Raw genomic sequence first — 21,606 nt, forward strand, 5'->3', positions numbered from 1 at the left:
CAGATTTCTCTGCCATTCTCTTTTCCAGGTTAAATTTAGGATATTTTTTACGCAGGAGTCATCAAAAAATTGTGCTGCGCTGCACAAAATAAATGCATTGTATCGCAATACAAATGTTCATCCGATGACGATAGATGCCAACTTGTCGCGGCCGCCATAAAATTTGCGCGACTACAGTTTTTGAAACTGCCTTGCTCCGGATCGCGGCTTTCCATTCTGCCTTGAAATGGCTATGAAACCGGGACAAGAAACCATACCGCGCTAGTGATTCATGGTGCCTGGAAGGCACGGGAGTCGGATCGCGTCAGCGGGCATCCGGAAAATCGATCCGTTTCAGCCCGCATTGTTCAGACGAATGGGATTTTACATGCGCCTTTCGCGTTTTTTTCTGCCGATCTTGAAGGAAAACCCCCGTGAGGCTGAAATCGTCTCGCACCGCCTGATGCTGCGCGCCGGTATGATCCGCCAGCAGGGGCAGGGCTCTGTTTCCTGGCTGCCGTTGGGGAAACGCGTTCTGGACAAGGTCTGCGCGATCATCCGCGAGGAGCAGGATCGCTCCGGCGCGCAAGAAATCCTCATGCCGACCATCCAATCAGCCGATCTTTGGCGCGAAAGCGGTCGCTATGATGCCTATGGCAAGGAGATGCTGCGCATCAAGGACCGCAACGACCGCGACATGCTGTTTGGCCCGACCAATGAGGAGATGGTGACGGATATTTTCCGGGCCTATGTAAAGTCCTACAAGGACCTGCCGTTGAACCTCTACCATATCCAGTGGAAATATCGCGACGAGATCCGTCCGCGCTTCGGCGTCATGCGTTCGCGCGAGTTTCTGATGAAGGACGCCTATTCCTTCGATATTGACTATGACGCAGCGCGATCTGCGTATAATCGCATGTTCATTGCATATTTGCGTACTTTTGCGCGTATGGGCCTGAAGGCGGTGCCAATGCGCGCCGATACCGGGCCAATCGGCGGTGATCTCAGCCATGAATTCATCGTTCTGGCTGAAACCGGCGAAAGCCAGGTCTTCTGCCACAAGGATTATCTTGAATTCGCTATCCCTGGCGAAGACACTGATTTCAGCGATATCGAAGCAATGGAGAAGACGGTCCGGCACTGGACCTCGCTCTACGCGGCGACTGACGAGATGCACGATGAAACTGCCTGGAATGCGCTTCCAGACGACGTCAAAATTGATGCGCGGGGCATCGAGGTCGGCCATATCTTCCACTTCGGGGAGAAATATTCCGCGCCGATGGGCGCGTCGGTAACGGGGCCGGACGGTAAGGAGCACAATGTTTCGATGGGTTCCTACGGGATCGGTCCAAGCCGTCTGCTCGGCGCGTTGATCGAAGCCAATCATGACGAGAACGGCATTATCTGGCCGGAATCGGTTGCGCCATTCGATATCGCCCTGATCAACATGAAGGCGGGCGATGCGGAATGCGACGCAGTTTGCGAGAAGCTCTACGCTGCCTTCACAGAGAAGAAGCGTGACGTACTTTACGACGACACCGATCAGCGTGCTGGCGGCAAATTCGCGACTGCGGACCTGATCGGCCTGCCATGGCAGGTAATCATCGGCCCGCGCGGCGTTGCCAGCGGCGAAGTCGAAGTGAAGCACCGCCGCAGTGGCGAACGCTTCAACGTTTCGCTCGACCGCGTGGTCGACGAAGTTCTCGCACGGAGCAACAAGGCGTAATGGCTGAAACGAAGGCAGTATCCTCGAGGCCGTTTTCGGCATTCGAGCGCATGGTAGCGTGGCGCTATTTGCGTTCGCGCCGCAAGGAGGCGGTGATTTCGGTGATCGCGTCTATCTCCTTCATAGGCATCATGCTGGGCGTGGCGACGTTGATTATCGTCATGGCAGTGATGAACGGCTTCCGTGAAGAACTGCTGACACGCATCCTTGGCATTAATGGTCATCTGATTGTCCAGCCGGTGGATACGCCGCTTGATGACTACGAGGCGGTTGCACAGCGTATCGCCGGCGTCAACGGCGTACGCATCGCCATGCCGATCGTCGAGGGGCAGGTCTTTGCTTCGGGGGCGGTGGGCGCTGGCACGGGCGCACTGGTACGCGGCGTGAAGGGCGAGGACCTCGCCAAGATCGATCTCGTCGCCAAAAATCTTCGCTTCGGCTCGCTGGAAGAGTTCCGCGGCGAGGGAGTGGCGATCGGATCACGCATGGCCAATAATCTCGGTCTGGAAATAGGCGATCTGATCACGCTCTATTCTCCACAGGGCGACGTGACGCCGCTCGGCACGACGCCGCGGGTGAAATCCTACCCGATCAATGCGATCTTCGAGATCGGAATGTCGGAGTATGATGCCTCGATCATCTTCATGCCGCTCGACGAAGCGCAGCTTTTCTTTAATAGCGAGGGGCGTGTCGGGTCGCTCGAGCTCTACGTCAACAATCCTGACAATGTTTCCTCACTCCGCTCGGCTGTGGAGGCGGCTGCGCAACGACCGGTCTATCTGACCGAATGGCGCGAGCGCAACCAGACGCTGTTCTCGGCGCTTCAGGTCGAGCGCAACGTCATGTTCATGATCCTGACACTGATCGTGCTCGTCGCCGCGCTCAATATCATTTCCGGGCTGATCATGCTGGTGAAGGACAAGAGCCACGACATCGCCATTCTGCGCACCATGGGCGCAACGTCCGGGGCGATCCTGCGTATCTTCGTCATGACGGGGGCGGCGATCGGTATTACCGGAACATTGGCCGGATTCGGTCTTGGCATGCTTGTCTGCGCAAATATTGAACGCATTCGCCAATTCTTCTCCTGGCTTTCCGGCCAGACGCTGTTCGACCCGGAGCTCTACTTCCTGAGCCAGCTTCCGGCCCGCATCGACATGGGCGAAACGCTCTCCGTGCTTTTGATGGCGCTGGTCCTGTCTTTCCTGGCAACGATCTTCCCGGCCTGGCGCGCAGCGCGTTTAGACCCGGTTGAAGCTTTGAGGTATGAATAATGGCCAAGTCGACCGTTGTTCTCGAGGTCAAAAATGTCGAGCGCCACTATGCGCAGGGTGAAAAGAAGCTGACCATTCTGAATGGGGCCAATCTCACGCTGAAGCGTGGGGAGATGGTGGCGCTTGTCGCGCCCTCGGGCTCCGGAAAGTCGACGCTGTTGCACATGGCGGGCTTGCTCGAAAAACCCGACGCCGGCGAGGTCATCATCGGCGGACGCTCCTGCGGAACGCTGTCGGACGACGCACGCACGGCGATCCGCCGCAACGACATAGGCTTTGTCTATCAATTCCACCATCTGTTGCCGGAATTCAGTGCTCTTGAAAATGTGATGTTGCCGCAGCTCGTTCATGGGCTTCCCAAAAAGGATGCTGCCGAGCGCGCACAGCAATTGCTGGAGTATATGCGTATCGGAGCCCGTGCGAAGCACCGTCCGACCGAGTTGTCGGGCGGCGAGCAGCAGCGTGTGGCAATTGCACGGGCGGTTGCAAACGCTCCGCTTCTACTTCTTGCCGACGAACCGACCGGCAATCTGGACCCAGTGACCGCTGGCTATGTGTTCGAGGCGCTAGGCGCCCTGGTCAAACAGTCTGGTCTCTGCGCGCTTATAGCCACCCATAATCACGAGCTTGCCTCGCGGATGGACCGCGGCGTTACACTGCACAAGGGGAAGCTTGTGGAGTGGAAGCCAGCCCTCTCCTTGTGAGAGGAAGAGGACGCTTGCCTTGCCGGAAAATGCTCTCCGAGTCCGCTTCGAATAAATGCCGCTATTGAACGGCGCTTGACGAGACGGTCGACAGCTGTCGGGGCAAGAGGTGAGGGGATGATCGCGACGCAGGGCGATTTTTGCGGAGGAAGGGCCTGACTGGAGACTTTTCTTCCGACCCGCGATTGCGTCGTGACTTTCCTGTCGAGAGGAAGGTTGGCGTTGCTGTGATCCAAGCTGGCCAATATCCAACAACACAGCAGAAAAATCCGCCACGGCGCGTGCCGCACGGTTGATGGGAAATGAAATGGGATCAGGGCATGTGGCCCGTTGCATTTCATTCAGTTTCGCATGCTTCCACATGCCCTGACGGTGTCTGGAAGAACCCGAAGAGGAGAGAAGGTCGTAAATCTTCTCTCGTTCGGCCCTCCGTCCGGCTTGCCAGGCCAAACGGCGGTTTCCGCCCGCTGTCTCAGCGTCTCGGTGTTCGGGAGCTCACCTATCCCTGACGCACGAGAAGTATCGCGCAGCCGGCCAGGGTGTGGGTGGATTGGGCGATCTATCGGCGCGAAAAAATTACAAGTACCTGATTTGATTGCCGGATATAAATGCGCGGCTTGAAAATCATTCACGTCTACATTTTAGATAAAGATTTTTAGCTAAACCTAGGTTTTCAAAACGAAAACGGAAAAGGCCAGCTCTCAGAGCTGGCCTTCGATCTTTTGCGTATAGGATGTCACTCAGGACAGGCGACCTGCGGCATGAGCAAGCATCGTATAGACCTTGCCGGTATCGGAAGTCAGGTAGTTCTGTGCGGTGCCATTATCCGGCACGTCGCGTAGCAGACGCTCGAAATCCTCGCAGTAGCGATCGACGGCACTGCGGAACTCCGAGTCGGCACGATATTTGCGACGGACTTCCTCGAAGGTGCGCTGCCCCTTGATCGTGTAGAGACGGCGCATGAAGACGTCGCGCTCACCACGGCGGTAGCGGTCCCACAATTCGATCGCTGCATCATGGTCGATCGCCTTGGCAATATCGACGGAAAGCGAGTTGAGCGATTCCATCACGTGATGGGCGGGACGGCGGTTCATGTCCTGCGGCGCCGCAGTATTGCGACCCTCACGCGAGGCACCGCGCAAAAGATCGCTTACCCAATTGCCCGAGCGCTGTGCTTCCGCTTCCGGCGCAATAGGGCCGCGAAGGCTGCGCGGCGCTTCCGCAACAGCTGCCTGTTGACGCGAAGCAGGCGCTGGCGTCGGTGCCGGAGCAGGGCGCTGCGGCTGCTGTGCTGCGGGCGCAGCGGTACGTGTCTGTGCAGCCCCGTGAACGGCGCGACCGGACTTGGCAACGATATCCGACAGTTCCTTCAGTGCGTTTATCTGCTCCGAAACTGCGCGACGGATAGCCGTGGTCGACTCCTTGGCTTCTACCGGCATGTCAAGAACACCGCGCTTGAGTTCGGCACGGGTCGCATCCAGTTCCTGACGGATCGTCAGCGCAGTGCGGCGCATTTCTTCCGTCGCACCGGCAAATCGCTCGGTGGCGGACTCGACGACGTCGTTGACCCGCTTGCGCAGATCATCCGTCGAAGCGCTGGTACGCTCCTCAGCCTGCACCATGACGCGGTTGATGACGTCCTCGAAGGAGCGCATGGAACGCTCGATTTCCTCGGACTTGCGAACCAGCCCCACAGCGAGGTCTTCCAAGGCGCTCTGACGCTCGTCGAGCGTGCTCGTCAGCGTGCCTTGTGCGGCGGCAAGGAGATCGGAAGCGTTGGAAAGGAGCTTGCTGTGATCGTCGAAACGATGGGCGATCTGAGCAATTTCCTTCAGGGTGTTGGAGGAGAGATCTGCCAGACGTCCGGCATTGGCATCGATGAGGCGCGCAGAGCTTGCGAAGGTCTGCGAGGCCTTTTCGGTAGTCGCGGCAAAACTCTGCGTCGTAGAGGACAGGCGATGGTCGATGCCGTCGAGATTGTGCTCGGCGATCTCGATCAGGTCGCGCAGCTTGTTCGAGGAGGCAGAGAGTCGGTCGATGAGATCGCCCACGCCTTCCGAAAGGCCTTCACGTGCCTGTTCCATGGCCGACAGCGTTTCAGCCGTGCGGCTGGCAAGCGCATTGACCAGGGCGGAGTTCTGGTTACGCAGGCGCTCCGTGGCACTGGCGGTTGCCGCTTCGAGGCTACGCTGCAATTCGCCACCGCTTTCGGCCATCAGGTCGGTCAGCGGCTTCGCTGTCTCGTCGAGGACGCGGACGATTTCCTGCGAACGTGCAGCCAGTGTTTCGTTAAGCGTGCGGGTGTTCTCGGAGAGTAGCTGCGCTGTTTCATGTGCGCGGTTGCTCAGATTTTCGCCTAGGCCGTCGAAGGTCGAGGAGATTGACTGGGCGCGCTCGGAGAGGTGGCGTTCTGTTTCATCGAACTGGTGCTGCAGGGTTTCGCCGACCGAACGTGCAACATCGATCATGCGGCCCTCGGCTTCACCAATATAGTTGGTGACGCGTTCACGCAGCGCTTCGGTATTGGCATTGAACTCATCGCTTGAGGACGACAGGGTTTCGCCCAGCGCCTGCGTATGCGCTTCAAGACCCGCCATGACTGCCTTGGTACGACCGTCAAGAGCATCGGCGACATTGCGGACGCGTTCGTCTATGCCATCGGTAATGCCGCGAGTGCGCTCTTCAAGATTGTCGACAATGGCGCTGCTGCGCTGATCAAGAACCTCGCCAATGGAACGGGTGCGATCCTCCAGCGTGGCATTGATGGCGCGTGCACGTTCGTCGAAGGCCTCGGTAACGAGACGCGTCTGCTCGGACATGACCTGAGCGGTTTCTTCGGTCCGCGAACGAATTCGCTCGTCGGTTTCCTGGAAAATCGAGATGAGCTGTTCAGCCCGCGCAGCGAGAGCCTGCGAGGTTGCATCCGTGCGCGCCATGATGCGTTCATCCGCGCCCTCAAAGACCTTCCCGGTCTCCTCGTGAAGCGTCGTCATAACGTCGCGGATACGGTCGCGCAACGTGACAGCAACGATCCCGGCGCTCTTTTCCAGCGTGGTGCGAACGCCCTCTACTCCGGTTTCCAGGGCTGCCTGCATACGGCTGGTGCGATCGTCAATGAGACCGGTCTGGCGCTGGAAGGCTTCTTCCAGACGCTGGATGTCGCTTTCGAGCGCACCCGAAACGCCGGTCGTCTGCCGCGAGATGGCCTGGACATGCTCAACCATGGCAGCGTCGATTTCATTGCGCGTGACAGCAAGCTGCTGAAGATCGGCCTGCAAGGCCGCCGACAGGGTTTCGCGACCTTCCGAGAGACGGGCAACCTGACCGGCTACTGTCTCGTCAATGCGGGCGCGGGCTTCTGCCAGCTTCTCGAGGTCTTCTGCCATGACCCGCGCAAGCGAGGCGCGGCCCATATCGATGCGCTCGAGCTGATCGCCAAGTGCGGCGTCGATCGATGCACGATATTCCGTGATCTTGCGCAGATCATCCTCAAAAACCTTGGAGATGTCGTCGCTGCGATTGGTAAGCGTCTGGCTGTGATGTGCAATTGCATCTTCGATGCGGGCGCGAACGGCTTCGAGCCTGGCGATGTTAGCTTCGACGTTTTCGGAAACAACGTCCTGACCGCCGGAAAGGCGCTCGGCAATGTCGTTCGTACGTTCTTCAAGCGTCCGCGTATGATGCGCGAGGGCTTCCTCGACGCGGGCGCGCGCTGCTTCCAGCTTTTCGATATTGGCGTCGACATTGGCGGATACCAGGTCCTGTCCACCCGAAAGACGCTCGGCAATATCGCGTGTACGCTCCTCAAGGATCCTGCTCGCCTGATCGGCAAGGCCGGACATCTGGTCGTTGAGAACCGACTTGCTTTCCTCGACACGGAGCGAAAACTGATCACGGCCCTTGACGAACGTGTCCGCGAGATCGCGCGCCCGCTCCATCAGGGTTTCGTTGATCTGGCGGGCGCGGCTTTCGAGCGCATCGTTAAGGCGTTGCGTACCGGCATCAAGAGCCTGAGCGCGCGTTTCAAACGCGCCAATGAGGCTCGATCCGCGTTCGGCCAGCGTCTGCTCGATCTGTTCGAGGCGGCTCTGCAGGTCTTCATTAACACGGCTGGCCGTGTCGCCCAGGAGCGAAGCCATACCGCTCGAGCGGTCATCGAAGATCTGGGCGATGGTGCGGGTCGCTTCGTCGCTTGCCTGGTTCAGCGTCGCGATGCGGGTGTCCAGCATGGTGGCGAAGGCCTCGCCGGAGGTGGACATGCGCTCGTCGAGCGAGCTCATCTTTTCGCTGATGGCGTTCGCGATCTCGTTGCCGCGTTCACCGAAGCGACCGACGAACTCGTCGCCGGCACTGGTAATCGACAAGGAAAGCTTGCCGCTAGCATCCTCGATGTTGCGGCGGATCAGGTCTCCAGCGCTTTCCAGTTCCTCGCGCAGCGTTTCATGCGCACCGGAAATGGAGGAACGTACGCGCTCGGCATGGCTCACGACGGCTTCGCGTTCATTGCCCAGACCATCGACCAGCTGACGGATACGCATTTCGTTCTGCGAATAGGCGCGTTCCAGCTCCGACACTTCCGTATGGACCAGCGTTTCAAGTTCGACAGCGCGGGCAAGCGTGCGCTCAATGCCTTCACCCATAGCGGCGACTTCGCGGCGGACGGCATGACCAAGCTGCATGACGCGGTCCTGGGCAACCGTTTCGGGTTCCGCAAGACGAAGCGCAGCGTCGGCCATGGTCTGAGCTGCGTGACGCATTTCGCTGGCGCGACGCACAAGCATTGCGAACGCCCAGAACAGAAGAACGGGCAGAACAGCAATGATCGTTGTAACTATGAGTGACGGGCTGAGGCCGAGCGTGGAGGATGAATCCCACAGGGACGAGCCATAAAGCGCATTGGCGATATAGAAGGTTGCACCGATCCATGCGGCAGAAACAGCGAAGAGTGCCAGATAGGTCTTGCCACCAGAAGGACGACGCAACGGCGCGACAGGAGCAGTCGCATAAGCCTTCTTGCGATCATCATTGGCGGCGGTGAAGGCCGATGATGATTGCGCGCTTACGGTTTCGACCGGGCTGAGCCCCGAAGGCTTCGGCTCGGCAGCAGCAGACTCTGGGGCAACAGGTCGTTGCGCAACTTGCTCGGCCTGGGTTTCTGTGCGGGCAGGGCGAGCGACTGGCGCAATGACTGCCGATGGCGCAGGAGTGAAACCCGAGGGCTGAGCGCTCTTGCTTTCCTTCGCCAGTTCCGCAGCTGCTTCCGAAATCTGAAGCTCCAGATCGACCATGGATGAGGCGATATCAAGCTGGCCGGTATCGTCGACATCATCGAAGTCAAAATCCAGGACCGATTCCAGTTCCTTGGCGATATCATCGTCGAGGGTCTCTTTAGTCGACGCTCTCCTAGCCATGACACTACCACCTTACTCGTTGTGTCCGCCTACAGGGGGGGCTGCGGACAAGGTATACAAAACATTAACGTATCGTAATCGCCTGCGCATCATGTGAAAACCCTAGATCGCGGGCGATCCATAAAAGTTTAAATACAAGGTTAACGCATAAGGTGCAGGCGGGGCGAAACGCATGTAAACGAACATCCTACCACCCAGTCTCCATTAGATGCTAATATTTAAACATCTATCCACAACCTCTTGATAACTTTAATTAAAATCAGCTACATTTCGTTATTGTGAAAGAAGGTTTTGACCAGCATGGCACAGCAGATCCCATATGCGGCAAATGACGATGCGCCACCGATCGATCTCGACTTTCTCCGGCGTCAAACGCTTGGAAACGGCGTCCTGCAACAAGAGCTTCTAAGCATGTTCCGCGATCAGATCGCAGAGACGCAGGAGCATCTCGCGCACGGTTTACCGGCAGGACATCGCGAAATCCTGCACGCACTGCGCGGCGCAGCTCTTAATCTTGGCGCCTTTCTGCTGGCGGAAAAATTGCGAGAGCTGGACGAAAGCGAAACCGGCTCCTATCAGGACCTGGAATGCATGCTGGATCGCATGCTGCAATTTCTCGAACAGCGTTTCGGCTGATTTGACGGCGCTCGTCATGATCGGCAATTGACACAGCGAACCAAGCGTTTATTCCGGCATCAGATTCAACTTCCCTAACGGAGAAGGCCAGGCATGACCAAGCTCACCTTTGTCGGTATCGATGAGACGCGTTTCGAAGTCGAAGCGGAACCGGGATCGACGGTGATGGAAAATGCGATACGCAACGGCGTGCCGGGTATTGAAGCCGAATGTGGTGGCGCCTGTGCCTGTGCGACCTGCCACGTCTATGTGGATGATGACTGGGCGGATGCTGTCGGCGGGCCGGAGCCGATGGAAGAGGACATGCTGGACTTCGCTTACGACGTGCGCCCGACGTCGCGCCTATCTTGCCAGATCAAGGTAAAGCCAGAGTTTGACGGTCTTGTCGTCCATATCCCGGAACGCCAGGGATAAACGGTTATTTCATGGCGCTCTGCGCGCGCTCCAGACGATATTGCATCAAAGACATGAGGCGACGTTCGAAGTTCTTGGCTTCAATGCGGTCGAAATCGGCCTGCGCCTGATCGTGTTTCGTAATGACACGATCAACTATGCCGGCTGCAAAGGTGCGTGCAGCCTTACAATCCCTGTGACGCCCCGATTTCAGTAGCCGATCTTCCATCTCACGTGCATGATTCTTGGCAATGACCACGTGACTTTCTTCATGGCGCTTGATATCGGCTGCCAGCGTATTCCAGATCAAGCGGGTAAGGCCATTTGCCTCCTTCGTTCCGCGCCATTTTGGCAGGATCACGCTTGCCTTGACCTGAACCCGGGCCCGCGAAATTATGCAGCCGCGAGAGATCTCCTTATAGTCAAGCTTGGTGACAAATTCGAGCTGCGTTGCACCGGGATGCCGGCGACCTGTCATAGCGACGTTCGGTCCGTGCGCGGATAGCTCTTTTTCGATCTCGTCGATCGTGCTGCCCTTGATCGAAAAATAGCTGTAGGTCTTGGTGAGCGAAGCGGCTGTAGCCGGCATCATGAAGAGCGATAGGCCGATGGCTGCCATGGCTGTAACGCGCCGCATATCATTTCCCTCTCAATCCGCTTGCTCTTTTTCGGAAATAGATGCTTAGCATCATTGGTTCCGTAAATGGGCAAAACTTGCCGGTTTTGCCCAGCGTTTTAGATACTGGTTAAGCAAGCGTTAGAAGATTTAAGCAATGAATAATGATGCGATTTGGAGCCTGGCCCACGGCCGCAGCCTCGACCTTTCCGGCCGTGCCGCGATCTGTGGAATAGTCAATGTCACGCCGGACAGCTTCTCGGACGGGGGGCAGTTTGACGACCCGGATCGTGCGCTCGAACAGGCGCTGGCATTACAATTGGATGGCGCGACAATTATCGACATTGGCGGTGAGTCGACACGCCCCGGCGCTGCTCAGGTCTCCGCGGAAGACGAACAGCAACGCGTTCTACCCGTTGTGAAGGCTTTGCTGTCGCGTTCTGATATATTAATTTCCGTTGATAGCTATCGGACCGAGACGCTTAACAAAGCACTTGAAGAAGGTGCACATATTATAAATGATATCAAAGGATTGCAGGGAGATTCTGATGTTGCGAATCTCGCAGCGCGCACTGGCGCGGGGCTCGTCATCATGCATAATGGACGAGACCGCGAGAAGCATGCAGATGTCATCAGGGATCAGCTTGTTTTCTTTGAACGATCGCTTGAACTTGCGGCCAAGGCCGGAGTGAAGGATAGCCAGATTGTTCTCGATCCCGGCTTCGGCTTCGCCAAGGATGAGCACGAGAACCTCGAATTGATGCACCGGCTGGACGAGCTACATGTGCTTGGCAGACCGCTTTACGTAGGGACGTCGCGCAAACGATTTCTCGGTTTCGCGACAAATGGACTGCCGGCTAACGAGCGTGACATTGCTACCGCCGCGACCTCCGTCATGCTGCGGGAGCGTGGGGCCGCTATTTTCCGTGTTCATAACGTTACGGCAACCCGCGATGCGCTTGCAGTCGTGGACGCAATGCGCGACACGCTTGAATTTGATGACCTGACCAGCATTGCCTCCAGGAAGGCAAAAAGGAAGAGCTGAGCGATGTACACGATCCGGCTGAAGAACTGCGCCTTTTTTGCGCGTCACGGCGTGCATGACGAGGAGGAGCGCCTCGGGCAGCGTTTCTATGTCGACGCAGTTCTGGACGTGGAGCCCAACATTGCCATTGAAGAAGACCGTATCGAAAGTACGGTAGATTACGGCAAGGCGTTCTCCGCGATCGAAGCCATTGTGGCTGGTCGGCGGAAATTTCTAATCGAAGCGCTTGCCTTGGAGGTTGCTCGCGAACTGACCGTCCTTTTTCCGCAGATCAAGCGCACGGAAATCACTATTCGCAAGCCCAATGCACCGGTGCAAGGCGTGCTTGATCATGTCGAGGTGACGGTTGCCTGGCCGCAGTGAGAGGAGCCGCGTCGCTTATCTTGGTCTAGGCGGCAATATCGGCAATCCCCGGCGGCAGATGGCACAAGCGATCGCGCTGCTGGACGCTCATCCTGAGATTGCCGTAGAGGCGGTGTCAGCGCTTTACGCTACACCGCCTTGGGGCAAACTGGACCAGCCGGATTTCCTCAACGCCGCCTTGCGGATTTCCACGCGACTGAACGCAAATTCGCTTCTGGAGGTATGTCTCGAGACGGAAAAGGCCTTACTGCGAGAGCGACGCGAACGCTGGGGCCCGCGCCTTATCGATATTGACATATTACTGATCGAGGGAGAGGTGGTGGAGGAGCAGGATTTGCAAATCCCACATCTACGCTTGCAGGAGCGGCTTTTCGCGTTGCTACCGTTACGCGATGTCGCGGGCGACGTCATCCTGAGAGATAAGCCTCTGTCTGGCTGGATTTCGAGCCTAGACGGGGAGGGTATCAGGCGCGACGATAATCTTGATTGGTGGCGCGAGGAGAACTAGTTTCGGGCGATGGCGCCGACAGCACCGCCGTCAACGCGCTTCAGCTGCATGCCGATAACGGGAACGAGCGTGTCGTCCACTTCCACGGAAACAGTGATTGTCATGGCATTGTTAGACGGTACACGGGCGAGCATTGCACCCTTCAGCTTTTCGCGAGCAAGACCGAGAACAATGTGATTGCCATCGACTTTTCCGGAAATGACGTCGAGACCTTTGCCGTCAGCTCCGTCCAGGAAACTGCCCTTGTAGCCTTTTCCCTTCCTTTCGACCGTTGCCTGCATTTTTTGCGTGAACATGCCAACCCGGCAGTGCCCATCGAGCTTCATGCCTGCATTCTTCGCGGCGGCGGAACCGTCAAGAGTGCAGGTGAACTTTGTGCCCTTGTATTTACCGGCGATAATTTCGCCTGGACCGACCCACTGGCCTGCGATCGATTTAAAAAAAACTTCGTCGTTGGCATGTGACGGAACAGTGGCAGCACCAACGAGGACTGCGGCGACTAGAGGAACAATTCGACGCAAACTGGTGAAAGACATCCGCACGACTCGCTGACTAAAGGATCGCTTAACCATGAGGAAGAATGGTTAACAAATGCCTTCAGTCAATGAGGCGTTCGCTGCTTTTGGCGTCTTGTTCACGTTGTTTCGCAGAGGCAAAAACCGAGAGTGGCGACAGAAAATCCTTTAAACGCGGGCGTTGTATCGCGTTGAAAGGGAGCGGTCGCACCGTTTCGATGGCCGCAATGCCGATCCGGGCCGTCATCAACCCGTTCACCACACCCTCGCCGAAGCGGGCGGAGAGGCGCGCTGCCAGTCCTTGGCCGATGACCTGTTGTACGATGCCATCGCCTATCGCGATAGTACCGGTGATCGCCAGATGAGAGACTACGGCGCGGAGCAGGCGACCAATGCCGAGAAGGCTGGGCTTTGCGCCGTAAAGCGTTGCGATACGCCGGATCAGGCGCAACGATTCGTAAGCCACATAACCAAGATCAACGAGCGCCCGCGGACTGACAGCGGTGACGACAGCAACACGCTTGGCCGAATCCAGCACCATACGATTGGCGATGCGATCGAGCGGCGAGAGTATCTGCTTCTCGGCAAGATCCAACAGCTGCCTTCCGTCGATGATCTCGCCATCCAGTTCGCCAATCGTTTTTCGGCCCGCAGCGGTCTCCGGAATCGGAGCGGTAAATGCCAGAAGCTGCCGCGTTGCCTTTTCCGCCTTTGCGTCGTTCTTCTCGTCTATCGCCTCGATTGAAAGTTTTTGCAGGTCCGCCACCGATGCAAGACGCGCAACGGCACGCAATTCGCGAAAGGCAATCACGAGCAGACTGACAAGGAAAACGGCTGCGGCTGTGGCAGCAAGCCAACCAAGCCAGTCGGAACGGGCGAAGAGATTACGGATGAACCCGTCGAGCCAGGTCGCAAAGGCAAGCGAAACAAGTATGCCCGTCGCGCCAAAAAAGAAGCGAGCGGCAAGCGAACGCTTCTTGCCGGGCAAAGCTGCCGCGGCGGGAGCCTCGCGGCGCTGATCGTCTTCTTCGTAAGCTGTATCGGGCGCGAATTCGATGGCGACAGCTTCACCCGGATCGATTGCCCGGGGAAGGCGCGTGACTGCTCCGGCTGCGGGCTTTTCCGCTTCCTTCGGTTCTACCTTGAAGGCAGCAGGCTTGCGCGGCTCACTCATACCAGTTGATCCCCGATCAGATACTGCAAGGCGCGGTCCAGGCGGATGTGCGGCAGTGAGAGCTTGACGCCATCCTCGGTTTCTTCGAGTTGCGGCGGACGAAAGCGAACAAACCGGATAGGCGCGGGTGCTTCCGCAGTGCCGGGCTGAAAAACGCTTGCCGGCTTTTCCGGTAGATCGCCGGGAAAAATCGCGGTTTCTGTCTCGCCGTCGAAGGTCTCATCCGCGATGGTTTCGCCCGCCATCGGCGTGCCGACAATGACAGGAAGACTGCCGGTGCGCTCCTTCACCGTTGCCTCCCGGGTGGCACGAACTGCTGCCATGGCAATGACTTCGACCCCTGCGCCAGAGAGATCGGCGCGTGCAATAACGCGTTCGGTCAGGCGGCGCACGATGGCTTCCAGCCGGCGATGGCTCTCATGATGAATATGGTCGGCCTTGGTGGCCGCAATCAGAATGCGATCGATGCGCGGGATGAACAGGTCAGTCAGGAAATTGCCCTTGCCGGCTCGGAAGCACGATAGAATGTCGGCAAGCGCCCGCTCCAGATCGACAACTGCCTCGTGGCCGGCATTCATGGCCTGCATCACATCGATCAGCACGATCTGGCGGTCAAGCCGCGCCACATGATTACGGAAGAAAGGACGCACCACATGCGTCTTGTAGGCCTCGTAACGCCGTTCCATCATCGCCTGCATCGACCCCGGCCTGACCACTTCCGAGAGCCTCGTGAGCGGTGCGAATGTCAGCGCTGGCGATCCCTCGAGATCGCCGGGCATGAGAAAACGGCCGGGGGGCAGCGTGGAGAGCGCTCGGCTGTCGTTTTTGCAGAGGCGGAGATAATCGGCAAAGCTTGTTGCAAGCTGTTGTGCGAGGCCTTCATTCGCGGGCGCATCCGGGTCGATGCCATCTGCCAGCATATGCCAATCGGTCGCCAGATCGGCACGCGAGGGTAGCTCCGCCAATTCTGCGCTATCGCGGGAGAAGGCGGCAAAATCCTTGCCAAGCAGAGGAAGATCGAGAAGCCACTCACCGGGATAGTCGACAATGTCGAGCGAAAGCTTTCCGCCAGGCAAGAGCTTGTTCCACAAGGACGCGGATTCATACTCAATGGTGACGCGCAACTGCGAAATCGCGCGGGTCGAGTCCGGCCAGATGCGTTTCTCAAGCATCGTCGCAATATGCTCTTCGTACTGGAAGCGTGGCACAGCATCATCGGGCTGTGGCTCGAGATAGGCGCGCGCAATTCGCCCCGACTGATGCGCCTCGAACAGAGGCAGCCGCCCTCCGTGCAGAAGATTGTGGACCAGGGAGGAAATGAAAACGGTCTTTCCAGCCCGCGAAAGACCGGTAACGCCGAGGCGGATGGAGGGAGAGACCAGCGACGTGGCCCGTTTGGCCAGAGTGTCGATCGCGATGCGCGCATCGTCTGTGAAATGGGTGCGGATGGCCAAGGACGCGTTTCCCCTTTAGCGCGCCGTCCGCCCCTCTGGACGCACATTGAACGCGCTAGCACTTTGAATTGCAACGGCCATGACAATATAGGCGCAGGTGCAATCGATGCAAACTGCCGATAGATCAGATGTCGATCGTCGCAGGAGTTTCGAAAAGAACGAGATTGCCGCGCCCGTCATCCAGAGCGGCGAAGCCTTCATCGAATTCGAATTGCGCAAGGCCCGAGGTAACGTAGCCGCGCTGTAGCTCGCGAAAAGCCTCTGAATCGCGTGAACCTGTCAGCCGATGAGCGAGATCCTCCATCATCGGGTTGTGTCCGACGACGAGAATTGTTTCGGCATTTTGTGCTTCTGTCCGGATCGTCTCAATATAGTCCGAACTGTCGCCCTTATAGAGAATATCGCCGTCAAAGACCTTGAGGCCCGACAAGCTGGCACCATCGTTGAAGCAGGCGAGCGTTTCACGCGTGCGTGCCGCTGGCGAGCAGAAAACGAGATCCGGCGACGGCAATTCCTCCTGGGCGAAGAACTTGCCCATAGCGACGGCGTCGTTGCGGCCGCTTGCCTCCAGGAAACGCTCAAAATCCGAACCACCCGCGCTGGCCGGGGCAGCTTTTGCGTGTCTGAGCAGGAAAAGGGTGGTCATGGACGATGCTCGCATCTCGTGTGTGGGCGTGCGAAATTCATAGCTAACAGAAACGACATCCCGCAAGCCTTTAAACTGTTTAAGTTTTCACTTTGGTTTTATACCGCGGGATAAAGCGCTAAAACTTTCGCGCGACCGATAGTTTCTCTTGTGACCTTGGGACGAGACGAATATATAGGCGCCTGTTAACGGAAATATCCGGGGTGAGTCTCATGACCCAAGTCGAACTGAGCGACTACGTGCCCTCTGATGCTGAACCGTTCATGAACGATCGGCAGAAGACCTATTTTCGGAATAAACTGCTCACGTGGAAGAACGATATTCTGCGTGAAGCGCGTGAGACGCTCGAAGCACTTCAGCGTGAAAACGCCAACCACCCCGACCTTGCAGATCGCGCTTCCTCCGAAACGGACCGCGCTATCGAGCTGCGTGCCCGTGATCGTCAGCGCAAGCTGATCTCGAAAATCGATGCGGCGATTGCCCGTATCGATGATGGCACCTACGGCTATTGCGAGGAAACGGGCGAACCGATTTCGCTCAAACGCCTTGATGCGCGCCCGATCGCAACCTTGTCGATCGAAGCGCAAGAGCGCCATGAGCGTCGTGAAAAAGTCTATCGCGACGATTGAAATCCGATAAAGAACTTTCCCATTACCAAGGCTGCGTTCTTCGGATCGCAGCCTTTTTTATAGATTGGGGGAAGCCTAGTTGCGGCCCTTCGCGAGATCATCGAGAAACCGCTGCATTTCCGCATCAATGGCGTCACGGTCGCTCGCGGGTCCTGTCGCGGGTTGCGATGACTGGGGCTCAGCCTTCTGTGCCGGTTCGCTCAGAGGCACCGGCGCAAAGTCCAGGCTCAGTTCCGACAAACGTCCCGATGCGCCTTGCGCTGGCGAAAGCGCAGGCGCAAGCTCGTCTGGTTGCGGATCGCGTTGCGGCGCGGCGGAAACGGGGACCGTCTCGCCCATCGGATGAGCGCTCGCCAGGGCTGAGGCTGGCTCGACCCTCGCTGGCACCTCCGGGTTGCGACGCGGTTCCGTCCCAGAAAGAGGCGTAGGTGCAGCAATCGGTGCCGCCGCGACAGGTGGCTGAGCGGGCCTGACTGGCACCGGTTCACGCAACGGGGCGGGCGCAGGAGCAGGAGCCGCCTGAACGGGTTGGCTTTGTGCCCTGCGGGCGTGACCTGCGCGATCTATACCGCTCTCCACCACTAGGTCGTTCGCCCCGCCGACCAGCACCAGATGCTCTACATCGTCGCGTCGCATCAGAACGAAAGAGCGCTGGTCGTCCAGATGGCTGATTTCGATTACCGAGAGGCGATTGCGTCGAGTGCTGTCTTGCGTGCCGCGGCGAACTGTACCGCCCTTGCGTTTGCGCAGCAAAAAAACCACGATAAAGAAAAGAACCAGCGCGCCGAGCGTGCCAGCAATGCCAAGCACATATTGTTGCCCGGCGGCGGTTTGCAGCCATTCGGCCATGGAGTCCTCACTGGATAATCTTCGTCCGCCTTATGCGAACTGCTGCTTCGATCATACAAAAGTCGGGGCTTAAGACGCAACTGAGGAGAGTTTGTGTTCAATTCTGTCTGTTTGTGCAGCATGCATGAGGGACGCGCAGGTGACGAATCGTATTCCAATAGGCTAGTACTGCGGGAACGATCGACTTGATCTGGTATATCCGGGCGTGACCGATGCGATGTGCCAAAGATTGGCGAATGAATGATTTCTTGTGCTGAAGGGCTGCATTTTTGAAGGATCGCGGCATGGCGAATGATGGCTCGCACGACTTTTATCCTGCGCCGGTGGTCGATCATGCGGGCGGGAGCAGGGTCATTCGCCGTCTTATGTTCTTTGCGATCTTCCTCGGCCTCCTGACGCTGGCGCTCGGATTGTTTCGCGACCAGTTGGGCGAACGAGTCTTGCTGGGTATCCTCGGCCTCCTGGCGATGGTGGGGGTAGGCTATCTCTTTGCCTCGGCCATCGGGTTCCTGCAGATCGCACCGAGCGAGACGTCGGATCATCTGGCTAAATCCTTGGTCAATTCCATGGATTTCGGCTTGATCGTCACCGATACGTCGGGGCGTATCATATATGCCAACCGCGCCTATGCCGAGATGACCGGCGCTACGGGACTGACCGATCTGCGAACGATCGAAACTCTGCTCGCAGATGTGCCCGAGGCCGCTGCAACCATCCAGCGTATTTCCCTCATGCTACGCGATGGCAAGGCAAGCGACGGCGAGTTTCGCGTCGCGGGAAGCCTCGACAATAACCCTTCATCAGGCGCGCGGTGGTATAGGCTGCGCGCGAGGCCGTTCCGCTCTCCCGACCATTCCGAACCGTTGCAGGCGTGGGAACTTGCCGACATCTCGACAGAACGCGCCGAACAGGAGCGTTTCTTCCTGGATCTGCAAAAGGCGATAGATCATCTCGATCATGCCCCGACAGGCTTTCTGGCCGCAAATGCTGAAGGCCGAATTACCTATCTCAACGCCACTCTTGCGGATTGGCTGGGTTACGACCTCGCGAGCTTTACGAGCGGCTCGTTGCGCATTGCTGATTTTGTCGCCGGTGAGGGCGCGTCTCTCATTCGCTCCGTGAAAGCTGATCCGGGAACGACGAGAACCGCTACGCTCGATCTCGACATGATGACGGCAAGTGGCAAGGCACTTCCCGTTCGCTTCCTGCACCGCGTAACGACGAGCCGCGATGGCCAGCACGGCATGACGCGCAGTATTGTGCTGAACCGCGAGACGGGCGAGGACGCATCTGCGGAACTACGTGCTTCGGAGACACGCTTCACGCGCTTCTTCAATTCCACCCCCATGGCCATCGCCAGCGTTGATAGGTCCGGCCGCATTTTGCGCACCAATGCGCCCTTCCTGTCGCTGTTTGGCGGCGTGGTCGATGCGGATGCGCTTGAACGCAAAATTCGCATGGACCAGGTGGTGCATGAGCGTGACCGGGCGGCATTCGCTACCGCGCTCGAGAAAGCAAAGGCTCGGCAGGCCGAGATTGCGCCGATCGAAACAGTAATGCCGGATAATGAAGAGCGTCACATGCGCTTCTACGTCAGCCCCATCGTCGATGATGGGCGCGACGAAGCGGATGAGGGCGCGATCGTTTATGCCGTCGAGACGACGGAGCAAAAGGCGCTTGAAGCCCAAATGGCGCAGAGTCAGAAAATGCAGGCGGTCGGCCAGCTCGCCGGAGGCATCGCGCATGATTTCAACAACGTACTGACAGCCATCATCATGGCGGCCGATCTCCTGCTGGCGAACCACCGTCCGTCGGATTCCTCCTTCCCCGACATTATGAATATCAAGCAGAACGCCAATCGTGCCGCTTCGCTGGTGCGGCAGCTTCTCGCCTTCTCGCGCCGCCAGACTCTGCGTCCGCAGGTGCTTAATTTGACTGATGTACTTGCCGACCTGCGCATGCTTCTAACGCGGCTCGTCGGCACCGAAATCTCGCTCAAGGTCGAGCACGGGCAGGATATTTGGCCAATCCGGGCAGATATTGGACAGTTCGAGCAGGTCGTCGTCAATCTTGCCGTCAACGCGCGTGATGCCATGCCCGACGGTGGCGCAATCGCCATCCGTACCCGCAATATCCTTCAATCCGAGGTGCCATCCTTCCAGTATCGGGAACTGGAGCCCGGTGACTACGTGCTGATCGAGGTTGCCGATACGGGGACCGGCATTGCGCCAGACGTTCTGAAAAAAATATTCGAACCGTTCTTCACGACGAAGGATGTGGGCAAAGGCACCGGCCTCGGACTTTCCATGGTCTACGGTATTATCAAACAGACGGGCGGCTTCATCTTCTGTGAATCGGAGCTCGGGGCCGGTACCACCTTCCGTATTTTTCTGCCGCGCCATGTTCCGGAAGTGAAGGCGGATATGTCCGCTGCCGCCGAAACCACGGCTGCACAGAAGGAAAAGGGCAAGGATCTCTCCGGCTCCGCGCATGTGCTGCTGGTCGAAGACGAGGACGCGGTGCGCATGGGCGGCGTGCGTGCGCTGACCTCGCGAGGCTATACTGTCCATGAAGCCTCTTCCGGCGTCGAGGCGCTGGAAATCTTCCACGAGCTGGACGGGGCGATCGATATTGTCGTTTCGGACGTCGTCATGCCTGAGATGGATGGTCCGACGCTGCTCGGCGAACTGCGCAAGGCTCGTCCCGATATCAAGTTTATCTTCGTTTCCGGCTATGCCGAAGACGCGTTCGCGAAAAATCTGCCTGCCGATGCGCAGTTCGGCTTCCTGCCCAAGCCGTTCTCGCTCAAGCAACTCGCGACTGTGGTCAAGGAAATGCTGGAAAAGGAAGAGTAGGGCCGGGTTTTTGCCGCATTGTCGGCTATCTGTCCGGATCAGTGAGTGGCCGCGATTCGCCGGCTGTTGAAGAAGTGGGTGGGAAAAACCACGACGCGACCAGCTTTCCGGTCGCTATACGGAGAGGATTAAATGACCAAGAAAATCATGGCCGCGCTTATCGCCGGCACCATGCTGGCGGGCTGCACCACCGATCCTTACACTGGTGAGCAGAAAATGTCGAAGACGGCTGGCGGCGCAGCATTGGGCGCAGGACTCGGCGCACTTGCGGGACTTGCAGTTGGTGGCTCGAGTAACGCGCAGCGTAACGCCGTTCTGATCGGCGCCGGCATCGGCGCGCTGAGCGGTGGGGCCATCGGCAACTACATGGATCGCCAAGAAAACGAACTGCGTGCACAGCTCCAGGGTACTGGTGTTTCGGTGACCCGTAATGGCGATCAGATCATCCTGAACATGCCATCCAACGTAACCTTCAACGTCGATCAGGATGCCGTTCGTCCTGATTTCTACAATACGTTGAATTCGGTTTCGCTGGTTCTGAAGAAGTTCAACCAGACGCTCGTCGATGTCTATGGGCATACGGATTCCACCGGCAGCGCCAATTATAATCAGGCGCTTTCACAGCGTCGCGCTTCGTCGGTTGCCAATTATCTCGGCGCTCAGGGCATTGATCCGCGTCGCTTCAATATTATCGGCTTCGGTCAGGACCGTCCGATCGCTTCCAACGCGACGGAAGAGGGACGCGCGCAGAACCGCCGCGTCGAAATTCAGCTTTCGCCGATCACCCAGTAAGTCTTCCGTTCTTGTCGACGTGATAATAAAAAGCCGC

18 protein-coding genes are annotated in these 21,606 nt (G+C 57.9%); 11 read left to right on the top strand and 7 right to left on the bottom strand.

Features of this window, described 5'->3' with window-relative positions; translation table 11 throughout:
- Window positions 1-367 precede the first annotated feature (367 nt).
- Genes proS through IE151_RS00265 form a run of 3 tightly spaced genes read left to right on the top strand, consistent with a single transcriptional unit; the run spans window position 368 to window position 3,683 of the window.
- Complete coding sequence (proS, locus tag IE151_RS00255; RefSeq protein WP_189486659.1) at window positions 368-1,705, top strand: proline--tRNA ligase; 1,338 nt, start codon at window positions 368-370, stop codon at window positions 1,703-1,705.
- Complete coding sequence (locus IE151_RS00260) at window positions 1,705-2,979, top strand: lipoprotein-releasing ABC transporter permease subunit (protein WP_189486661.1); 1,275 nt, start codon at window positions 1,705-1,707, stop codon at window positions 2,977-2,979. Before proS ends, IE151_RS00260 begins: the two co-directional genes overlap by 1 nt.
- The gene (locus IE151_RS00265) at window positions 2,979-3,683 is read left to right on the top strand and encodes an ABC transporter ATP-binding protein (protein WP_189486663.1); all 705 of its coding nucleotides are present in this window, start codon (window positions 2,979-2,981) and stop codon (window positions 3,681-3,683) included. The genes IE151_RS00260 and IE151_RS00265 overlap by 1 nt, the downstream gene beginning before the upstream one ends.
- 740 nt (window positions 3,684-4,423) lie before the next feature.
- On the opposite strand, the gene IE151_RS00270 is transcribed toward IE151_RS00265, so the two are convergent.
- The gene (locus IE151_RS00270; protein WP_189486665.1) at window positions 4,424-9,094 is read right to left on the bottom strand and encodes an apolipoprotein A-IV repeat region-like domain-containing protein; all 4,671 of its coding nucleotides are present in this window, start codon (window positions 9,092-9,094) and stop codon (window positions 4,424-4,426) included.
- Between the two features lie 300 nt (window positions 9,095-9,394).
- Between IE151_RS00270 and IE151_RS00275 the strand changes: the two genes are divergently transcribed.
- On the top strand, window positions 9,395-9,730 hold the full coding sequence (locus IE151_RS00275) for a hypothetical protein (RefSeq protein ID WP_189486667.1): 336 nt from the start codon (window positions 9,395-9,397) through the stop codon (window positions 9,728-9,730).
- A 93-nt stretch (window positions 9,731-9,823) separates the two neighbouring features.
- Complete coding sequence (locus tag IE151_RS00280; RefSeq protein ID WP_189486670.1) at window positions 9,824-10,144, top strand: 2Fe-2S iron-sulfur cluster-binding protein; 321 nt, start codon at window positions 9,824-9,826, stop codon at window positions 10,142-10,144.
- Window positions 10,145-10,148: 4 nt separating this feature from the next.
- Here IE151_RS00280 and IE151_RS00285 read toward each other — a convergent pair whose 3' ends face one another.
- A complete protein-coding gene (locus IE151_RS00285) occupies window positions 10,149-10,760 on the bottom strand; it encodes a DUF922 domain-containing Zn-dependent protease (RefSeq protein ID WP_189486672.1) in 612 nt (203 codons plus the stop codon).
- 136 nt (window positions 10,761-10,896) lie between these two features.
- Between IE151_RS00285 and folP the strand changes: the two genes are divergently transcribed.
- The 3 genes from folP to folK are packed head-to-tail and all read left to right on the top strand — an operon-like array spanning window position 10,897 to window position 12,655.
- Window positions 10,897-11,784, top strand: coding sequence for a dihydropteroate synthase (gene folP, locus IE151_RS00290; RefSeq protein ID WP_189486674.1), 888 nt, complete (start codon window positions 10,897-10,899; stop codon window positions 11,782-11,784).
- A gap of 3 nt (window positions 11,785-11,787) precedes the next feature.
- Window positions 11,788-12,147, top strand: a complete 360-nt coding sequence (gene folB / locus IE151_RS00295; protein ID WP_189486675.1) for a dihydroneopterin aldolase — start codon at window positions 11,788-11,790, stop codon at window positions 12,145-12,147.
- Entirely contained in the window at window positions 12,131-12,655 is a 525-nt protein-coding gene (folK, locus tag IE151_RS00300; protein ID WP_244636548.1) for a 2-amino-4-hydroxy-6-hydroxymethyldihydropteridine diphosphokinase, read from the top strand. The genes folB and folK overlap by 17 nt, the downstream gene beginning before the upstream one ends.
- Here the strand turns inward: folK and IE151_RS00305 are convergent.
- The 4 genes from IE151_RS00305 to IE151_RS00320 all read right to left on the bottom strand — a co-directional run bounded on the left by IE151_RS00305 (window position 12,652) and on the right by IE151_RS00320 (window position 16,444).
- On the bottom strand, window positions 12,652-13,191 hold the full coding sequence (locus tag IE151_RS00305; protein ID WP_189486678.1) for a hypothetical protein: 540 nt from the start codon (window positions 13,189-13,191) through the stop codon (window positions 12,652-12,654). The two genes, folK and IE151_RS00305, sit on opposite strands and share 4 nt — an antisense overlap.
- A 61-nt stretch (window positions 13,192-13,252) precedes the next feature.
- On the bottom strand, window positions 13,253-14,344 hold the full coding sequence (locus tag IE151_RS00310) for a YcjF family protein (protein WP_189486679.1): 1,092 nt from the start codon (window positions 14,342-14,344) through the stop codon (window positions 13,253-13,255).
- Window positions 14,341-15,798: a YcjX family GTP-binding protein gene (locus IE151_RS00315; protein ID WP_189486680.1), complete on the bottom strand. Its 1,458-nt coding sequence runs from the start codon at window positions 15,796-15,798 to the stop codon at window positions 14,341-14,343. Before IE151_RS00315 ends, IE151_RS00310 begins: the two co-directional genes overlap by 4 nt.
- A gap of 124 nt (window positions 15,799-15,922) precedes the next feature.
- Window positions 15,923-16,444, bottom strand: a complete 522-nt coding sequence (locus IE151_RS00320; RefSeq protein ID WP_189486681.1) for a SixA phosphatase family protein — start codon at window positions 16,442-16,444, stop codon at window positions 15,923-15,925.
- Window positions 16,445-16,656: 212 nt separating this feature from the next.
- Here IE151_RS00320 and dksA point away from each other — a divergent pair, with 212 nt between their 5' ends.
- Window positions 16,657-17,073, top strand: coding sequence for an RNA polymerase-binding protein DksA (gene dksA, locus IE151_RS00325; protein WP_189486682.1), 417 nt, complete (start codon window positions 16,657-16,659; stop codon window positions 17,071-17,073).
- A 75-nt stretch (window positions 17,074-17,148) separates the two neighbouring features.
- On the opposite strand, the gene IE151_RS00330 is transcribed toward dksA, so the two are convergent.
- Entirely contained in the window at window positions 17,149-17,922 is a 774-nt protein-coding gene (locus tag IE151_RS00330) for a flagellar biosynthetic protein FliO (RefSeq protein ID WP_189486683.1), read from the bottom strand.
- A gap of 284 nt (window positions 17,923-18,206) precedes the next feature.
- On the opposite strand from IE151_RS00330, the gene cckA reads away from it, so the two are divergent.
- Entirely contained in the window at window positions 18,207-20,777 is a 2,571-nt protein-coding gene (gene cckA, locus IE151_RS00335) for a cell cycle histidine kinase CckA (RefSeq protein WP_189486685.1), read from the top strand.
- A gap of 132 nt (window positions 20,778-20,909) precedes the next feature.
- A complete protein-coding gene (locus IE151_RS00340) occupies window positions 20,910-21,569 on the top strand; it encodes a YiaD family glycine zipper/OmpA-like lipoprotein (protein ID WP_189486687.1) in 660 nt (219 codons plus the stop codon).
- Window positions 21,570-21,606 lie beyond the last annotated feature (37 nt).

The sequence above is a fragment of the Limoniibacter endophyticus genome, assembly GCF_014652835.1.
GTDB lineage: Bacteria > Pseudomonadota > Alphaproteobacteria > Rhizobiales > Rhizobiaceae > Limoniibacter > Limoniibacter endophyticus.

Excerpts from the sequence above, each read along its gene's own strand:
- folP (WP_189486674.1), top strand. The coding sequence starts at position 10,897 with ATGAATAATGATGCGATTTGGAGCCTGGCCCACGGCCGCAGCCTCGAC.
- IE151_RS00260 (WP_189486661.1), top strand. The coding sequence starts at position 1,705 with ATGGCTGAAACGAAGGCAGTATCCTCGAGGCCGTTTTCGGCATTCGAG.
- IE151_RS00280 (WP_189486670.1), top strand. The coding sequence starts at position 9,824 with ATGACCAAGCTCACCTTTGTCGGTATCGATGAGACGCGTTTCGAAGTC.
- IE151_RS00310 (WP_189486679.1), bottom strand. The coding sequence starts at position 14,344 with ATGAGTGAGCCGCGCAAGCCTGCTGCCTTCAAGGTAGAACCGAAGGAA.
- cckA (WP_189486685.1), top strand. The coding sequence starts at position 18,207 with ATGGCGAATGATGGCTCGCACGACTTTTATCCTGCGCCGGTGGTCGAT.
- IE151_RS00270 (WP_189486665.1), bottom strand. The coding sequence starts at position 9,094 with ATGGCTAGGAGAGCGTCGACTAAAGAGACCCTCGACGATGATATCGCC.
- folB (WP_189486675.1), top strand. The coding sequence starts at position 11,788 with ATGTACACGATCCGGCTGAAGAACTGCGCCTTTTTTGCGCGTCACGGC.
- dksA (WP_189486682.1), top strand. The coding sequence starts at position 16,657 with ATGACCCAAGTCGAACTGAGCGACTACGTGCCCTCTGATGCTGAACCG.
- IE151_RS00330 (WP_189486683.1), bottom strand. The coding sequence starts at position 17,922 with ATGGCCGAATGGCTGCAAACCGCCGCCGGGCAACAATATGTGCTTGGC.
- IE151_RS00265 (WP_189486663.1), top strand. The coding sequence starts at position 2,979 with ATGGCCAAGTCGACCGTTGTTCTCGAGGTCAAAAATGTCGAGCGCCAC.
- IE151_RS00340 (WP_189486687.1), top strand. The coding sequence starts at position 20,910 with ATGACCAAGAAAATCATGGCCGCGCTTATCGCCGGCACCATGCTGGCG.
- IE151_RS00285 (WP_189486672.1), bottom strand. The coding sequence starts at position 10,760 with ATGCGGCGCGTTACAGCCATGGCAGCCATCGGCCTATCGCTCTTCATG.
- IE151_RS00275 (WP_189486667.1), top strand. The coding sequence starts at position 9,395 with ATGGCACAGCAGATCCCATATGCGGCAAATGACGATGCGCCACCGATC.
- proS (WP_189486659.1), top strand. The coding sequence starts at position 368 with ATGCGCCTTTCGCGTTTTTTTCTGCCGATCTTGAAGGAAAACCCCCGT.
- IE151_RS00305 (WP_189486678.1), bottom strand. The coding sequence starts at position 13,191 with ATGTCTTTCACCAGTTTGCGTCGAATTGTTCCTCTAGTCGCCGCAGTC.
- IE151_RS00320 (WP_189486681.1), bottom strand. The coding sequence starts at position 16,444 with ATGACCACCCTTTTCCTGCTCAGACACGCAAAAGCTGCCCCGGCCAGC.